Annotated in this window: 4 protein-coding genes and 1 pseudogene; 1 reads left to right on the top strand and 4 read right to left on the bottom strand. The window is 43.0% G+C overall.

The genetic code is table 11. From position 1 onward, the window contains the following. Positions 1–182: 182 nt before the first annotated feature. The 4 genes from ELQ35_RS09850 to ELQ35_RS09835 all read right to left on the bottom strand — a co-directional run bounded on the left by ELQ35_RS09850 (position 183) and on the right by ELQ35_RS09835 (position 5,712). Positions 183–1,496, bottom strand: coding sequence for a GntP family permease (locus ELQ35_RS09850; RefSeq protein WP_126864671.1), 1,314 nt, complete (start codon positions 1,494–1,496; stop codon positions 183–185). A gap of 22 nt (positions 1,497–1,518) precedes the next feature. Further along, the gene (locus tag ELQ35_RS09845; protein ID WP_246026031.1) at positions 1,519–2,556 is read right to left on the bottom strand and encodes a LacI family DNA-binding transcriptional regulator; all 1,038 of its coding nucleotides are present in this window, start codon (positions 2,554–2,556) and stop codon (positions 1,519–1,521) included. Beyond that, complete coding sequence (gene hisD / locus ELQ35_RS09840; protein ID WP_126864670.1) at positions 2,543–3,820, bottom strand: histidinol dehydrogenase; 1,278 nt, start codon at positions 3,818–3,820, stop codon at positions 2,543–2,545. Before hisD ends, ELQ35_RS09845 begins: the two co-directional genes overlap by 14 nt. A gap of 647 nt (positions 3,821–4,467) precedes the next feature. Beyond that, positions 4,468–5,712 carry an MFS transporter gene (locus tag ELQ35_RS09835; protein ID WP_370873536.1) on the bottom strand — a complete coding sequence of 415 codons (1,245 nt, stop codon included), beginning with the start codon at positions 5,710–5,712 and terminating at the stop codon, positions 4,468–4,470. Positions 5,713–6,227: 515 nt separating this feature from the next. Between ELQ35_RS09835 and ELQ35_RS09830 the strand changes: the two are divergent. Then, positions 6,228–6,399: pseudogene (locus ELQ35_RS09830) on the top strand (IS3-like element IS655 family transposase); the annotation flags it as partial.

The following is a 6,399-nucleotide window of genomic DNA, read 5'->3' as shown; positions in this document are numbered from 1 at the left end:
TGAACCACCTAGATTGTGTGACTGCGGGGCACACAAGAAAACCCCTGCTTTTCACAGCAGGGGTTGCGTTATCATGGAAGCAAGTCTTCCCTGATAAGTGTAAAGATATCTACTATTCCCTCAATCACCTTGACCTGGTGTGACGCATTTGAAGGAACCCTTTTAACTCGTTTTCTATGCCTTTACATTCCAAGTGAGAACAGCACGACAGCAAGAATGACTCCAATGATTGGAACAATCACAGTCAGCGCCCCGAATGCTGGGTATGCATCTTTATGGGTTTCACCGGCAATAGAACGGATTGTCGTCACAACGTAGCCGCCATGCGGCAAAGAGTCTAGTGAACCAGATGAGATGGCAACAACCCGATGCAAAGCATCAGGGTTAACACCCATATCCAGATAATGCGGCGCCAGAAGCGGCAGAGCGATAGATTGGCCACCTGATGCCGAGCCGGTCAAACCGGCAATGATACATACGGCAAGTGCGCCACCAATTAGAGGGCTACCTGGTATGCTCGTTATGAAGGAAACTGCTTGTGAGAAACTTTCCGTCCCTTTAACGACTCCGCCAAAACCAACTACTGCCGAAGTGTTGGCAATGGCAATGATCGCGCCTACTGTGCCCTCAGTTACTGCTTTTCCAAAGTTAATGAAGTGTTTTCGATTCAATAAGTACGTAGCCAATACGCCACTGGTAAGCGCAACAATCAAGGCAGATTGCTTTAAAGAATCATGGAATATAAACGAGATGATTAATACAATTAACAACGGGATTAAACTTAAACCCGGGTGTGGCAAAGCAGTACGGGTTTCATGGTGATCGGTATCACGTTCAATAAAGTGCTCTCCGTTGGCAACTGCTTTCCCAATCATCCGTTTCAACCACCAATAGCCAAAAATAATCATGAAAATCGCTACTATCAGGCTGACTTCCCAGCCAGCGTATGGAGTAGTATTCAAATATTCGATTGGAATCCAGTTTTGGATTTCCGGTGAACCTGCTGAGGTCATCGTAAACGTAGTCGACCCAAAGCCCAGAGCTGCGGGTATGAAGCGCCTCGGCAAATTTGCTTCCTTAAAAAGGCTTACAGCCATTGGATAGACAGCGAATGCAACAACAAAAAGGCTTACACCTCCGTATGTCAAAACGGCACAGGCAAGAACGATCGCTATGACTGCATTCCGCATACCTACTTTGGAAACAATCCATTTGGATACACTCTCAGCAGCTCCGCTATCTTCCATCACTTTCCCAAAAATCGCTCCAATAAGGAACATCAAATACCAGGAAGCAATAAAGCCTGAGAAACCAGTCATGTAATTAGTTAAAAAATTCACTTCGCCTTCCCCAACCATTTGTGGAAAGAGTGGCAATCCATTGAATAAAGCAACAAAAAGCGCTGAAAGTGGAGCTGCAATCAGCAGGTTCATTCCTTTCATTGCTAAAAAAATAAGAAGGGCAAGCCCCCCGATTAAACCGATCATACTTAGCATAAATTCACCTCATAATTTAGGATCAATCCACGGAAGAACGATTCTTCACAGAATTCCTTACGATTAATTCACCAGGAATCAACTTGGTTGTCGGAGAATCTAGCTTATTGCCAATATGGTCTAACATAATATTTATTGTTTCTTCAACCATTTCTTCCATTGGCTGCTTCCAGGTTGTCAAGTTGTACAATGGCCACCGTGCCATACGAATATCATCGAAACCAACAACGGAAATATCTTCAGGAATCCTTTTCCCTAAATCCGTTACCGCTTTCATAGCACCAAAAGCGGAAATATCATTACCGCAGAACAGGCTGTCAATGGTAGGATGTTCAAGCAGGACCTGTTTTGCGACACGATAACTCTCCTCAGCATCATAGTTTCCATTTACGATCACTGTCGGTTTTAGTTTGTTTTTCCGGAGCGAATCAAGGAATCCTTTTCTTCTATCTTCGGTTGTTGATGTATTTTCCGGTCCGGAAATATAACAAATATTTCGATGCCCCGACTCAACCAGGTAGTTACCAATCTGAAACGCGGCATTATAATTGTCACAAATGACGGCATGATTGCGGGAGTTCCTCGAGTAGCGGTTAAAATAAATGACCGGTGTATTTTGCCTTTCAAACAGTTCTGCGGCTGATGACGTCAAAAGCGCATCCGTTACAATAACTGCTTCAACATGATACTTTATAAATTGATGAATCTCCTGCTCTTCAATGCTGTCACTTGCGGAACTAATGAATAGGACATGATACCCTTTCTTCGACAGCTTTTCATAAAATAAACTTAATACTTCTGGATAGAACGGATTGTGCAAATTTGTCATTACAATCCCAATAATCCGTGTTTTATTTGTAATTAGGCTTTGAGCAAATACGTTCGGCTGATAGCCCAATAGTTTAGCCGCTTCTTCCACCCTCTTGCGCTTCTCAGCCGAAACACTCTGCCCCTCAGAAGAAAAGACGCGGGATACCGTTGGCTGCGATACCCCGGCTAACTTTGCAACATCTATTGCCGTAACTTTCTTATTCTTCATGTCAAATTTATTTTTTTCCATAGCGGCGTACACGTAAGTATGCCTGCTCAGCATGTCCGGAGAAGTTCTCAAGCTCACATAGACGGGCAGCATATTCACCAATCATGGCACTCGCATCTTCCGATACCTTCTGATATGTTACTGTCTTCAAGAATTTACCAACCCATAAACCGCCTGTATAGCGTGCAGCGCCTTTTGTCGGCAATGTATGGTTCGTACCAATGACTTTATCTCCATACGCAACATTCGTTTCAGGTCCAAGGAACAGGCAACCGTAATTTGTCATATTTTCAAGGAAGTAGTCGGGGTTTTCCGTTAGGATTTCAACGTGCTCAAATGCTAGTCTATTCGCTTCAATTACTGCTTCTTCTATGGAATCAACCAGGATAATGACACCGTAATCTCCCCAAGAAACACGCGCGACATCAGCTGTCTTGAGTACACCCAATTGGCGCTCAATTTCAACAACTGTTTCTTCCGCCAATTTGCGTGAAGTCGTGATCAATGCTCCTGGTGAAGTAGGACCGTGCTCCCCTTGCCCCAGAATATCCGTTGCAATCATTTCAGCATCAGCAGTTTGGTCAGCTACAACAAGTGTTTCAGTAGGGCCCGCGAAAAGATCAATTCCCACACGTCCGTACAATTGGCGTTTCGCTTCAGCGACGAAAGCATTACCTGGTCCGACGATCATATCAACTGATTCAATCGTTTCAGTTCCGACAGCCATTGCGACCATGGCCTGAACGCCGCCAAGAATGTAGATTTCATCTGCCCCTGCCATAGCCATTGCCGTTACTGTTGCAGCAGGAATTTCACCGTTGATAGGCGGTGTACATGCGATGACGCGCTTAACACCAGCCACTTTCGCAGTAAGCACGCTCATATGCGCAGAAGCAACCATTGGGTAACGTCCACCTGGAATATAGCAGCCAACGCTGTCGACCGGAATGATTTTATGGCCAAGAATGACACCTGGAAGCGTCTCCACTTCGATGTCTTTCATACTTTTGCGCTGTTCCTGTGCAAAGTTGCGAATCTGTGCCTGAGCAAATTTAATATCTTCGATGACCTGGTCCGGAACAGAATTGATAATTTCATCGATTTGCTCTGGGGAAAGCTTGAAACTTTCCGGGCTCCACTTATCGAATTTTTTTGAGAGCTCCCGTACAGCAGAATCTCCTTCCTTTTCTATCTGATTAATAATCTGGGAAACCGTTTCCGATACTTTCGCGTCGTTTGCAGCTACCTCTTCTAAACTTTTACCTCTTTTTAAATACTCTGCCACTTACGTTTCCTCCTTTGAATACGTATTCACGTTTATACAATTTAATATTAATTAAACTTTCTATACTTGTCAATATTAAACGTGTAATCGATTTCATGATTAGCAATTGAGCAACAACTAGTTAATACCTGAAGGATCAGTAAAGCGATCTAGCAGACGAGAATTTTACCTTTCTTCACATCATCTTCATAAAATCGAGAAAAAAGTAATTTCTGGATTCATTCCCGCCAGATTCATAAGCTTTAAACACCCTTGGGCCGTTGGGAGGGTTAGGAAATAGCGGACCGGCTTCAGCATTTGCTTTTCGCTTATATCAGGATGTTTTTCGCTTAATTGATGGAAGTTTCCGCTTGATTCCAGCATACTTTGAGTTAGTCTAAAAAGTGGACACACCTTTGCGGAATACTATCGTTTACATGTAGATCTGAGTCACTTAGTATTAGCTTGAATATAGTATATAAGATGGTCTCCGGTATCTTTAAGCCTCATCGTGTTAATTTCCTAATAAAAAAACCTGTATAGAAGAAGCACTTCTACACAGGTTTTAGAATTCCAATTAGATTGTCAGGCAAACCGGCAAAAAGCATTTTCTAATTCCCGCCCATTATCCTGATTATAAAAAATACAAACTGCTATTTACATATGACTTACATATCTTCCTCTTTTTGGTATCCGGAAGGAGCTTGTTTGAAAAGGGGAATGAGGGTGAGTGCTGCGACAATAAACAGCATGGCTGCTGACTGATATATTGTTTCAAGTGGGAAATTTTCTTTCAGCCATCCGCTGGCACTCATTGAGATGATCATAGTTCCCATAAACATCGGGTTTAGAATCCCATTGACACGGCCGATAAACGCAGCTTCTGTGTTTTGAAGAATCATTGTATTAATGCCGATATGAATACATGGCATGAACAAGCCGCTGATGAATTGAATGGTTAGCGTTAGCCATAAATATTCAGAAAGTCCCATTGCTAAAAATCCCATGGCACTAACAACCAATCCAACGGCAAGCAGAAATTGAGGTGGACTTTTTCTTGCTAATGCCGCTGTAAGGACACCGCCTAAAATCATACCGATCCCGAATGCCGCCATCAGCCACTGGAGCTGCTCTTTTGGTAAGCCGAGACGTTCAGTAACGAGAAAAACCGTAAGTGGCTGCGTCAGCCCTAAGGCCATACCGCAAGCTGCAAAACTGCCTCCAAGCAAAGTCAACGCCCGGTTGTTCCATACATAGCTGAATCCGGCTTTAATATCGTCCATAAGAGTTGGTTTATGCGTATTTTCCTCGTTCTCCGGGTCAGGAGGAAGGAATGCAAGAGTGGCAGCTGACAGCAAAAAAGCTAATCCCATAATGGCAATGGCCACACTAATACCGTATTGCTGAAAAACAAAAGTTCCGATAATGGGGCCAAGGATCATGAACAAGGCAAATATCGTCTGGTACATGGACATGCCCATTTGAACTAACTCTTCCTTGACATGCAACTTGAACAGTTTCATCCCTGATGGTTGGGAAAATTGTGAAAGTATCGATGAAACAAGCGTGGCGAAGAAAATCACTTTCCAGCTTGCAAACATCAGAGTCAACAACACCACCAAAATGGAAAGTGCACTCAGCAAATCACACCAAATCATTGTTCGTTTAGGACGCCAGCGGTCGGCAAAAGTACCTCCAATGAAGGAAAACAGAAAGATTGGCGCAAATTCGGCTACGGAAATAAGCGAGATGGCTACCGGATCCTCATTGGTTTTTTCGATGACATACAGCAAAATTGAATAGTTGCGCACCCAAATGCCGATTTGCAGCAAAAACACCGACAACAAGATTGTGCGGATAAATCGATTCTGAAACAAAGCACCCATCGTAATATCTGAATTTTCCACGGTCAAAACAAAAACCTCCTTTTCCATAAGATCTGGATAGGAGGCAAAAACCGCAAAAAGGCAGAACACAGCAAAACAATGTTGTCCCTTTTACATATAAAAAAGCCACACTAATCCTATCCAGAAATATTTTCGTGTAATACGAGAAATTTTCTTTAATTAGGATTAGTTGTTCATTGGCTTTACGTCACCCTTTCGTATCATTCTACGTTCATACTACTTTATTCCACCCGTGCATTCAAGAAGTATTTGTATGTAATGGGAAAAATTTATTTTGATTCATTTGTTTATAAATGGAACTATTTGCCCCCGTAATTCTAGTCGACATTTTTTTTGCAAGACCCAAGTTAAGAAGAAAAATGCCAGCGCTCACCCTGGCATCTTCTTTATTTTTATCCGTCAGTCCCGGCATTTTGGGAAGTCATGCCGCACAGGCTTCAGAAGTGAAACAAATGTTTCCGGGAGCCCATAACATAATGTTACCAGCACCTATTTTGATGGGATAAGCGGCAACTCTAATCGTTTCTAGACGACGAATTGGGCGAATTATGCAAGAGCAGGGCCTTGTCTCGGCTTACACCGTAGCTCAATTTAAACCCCATGTGAAGTCATGTAACGAATCAGAACAGAAGAATGAATTAAATCGCAAGTTTGACCAAGAAGATGAAATGTCAGCGATTGTGAGCGATTTGA

This window comes from Peribacillus cavernae (genome assembly GCF_003989135.1).
Lineage (GTDB): Bacteria > Bacillota > Bacilli > Bacillales > DSM-1321 > Peribacillus > Peribacillus cavernae.
This window is presented reverse-complemented; position numbering and strand designations above follow the sequence as displayed.

Coding starts and splice junctions, on each gene's coding strand:
- ELQ35_RS09845 (WP_246026031.1), bottom strand. CDS start 2,556: ATGGAAAAAAATAAATTTGACATGAAGAATAAGAAAGTTACGGCAATA.
- ELQ35_RS09850 (WP_126864671.1), bottom strand. CDS start 1,496: ATGCTAAGTATGATCGGTTTAATCGGGGGGCTTGCCCTTCTTATTTTT.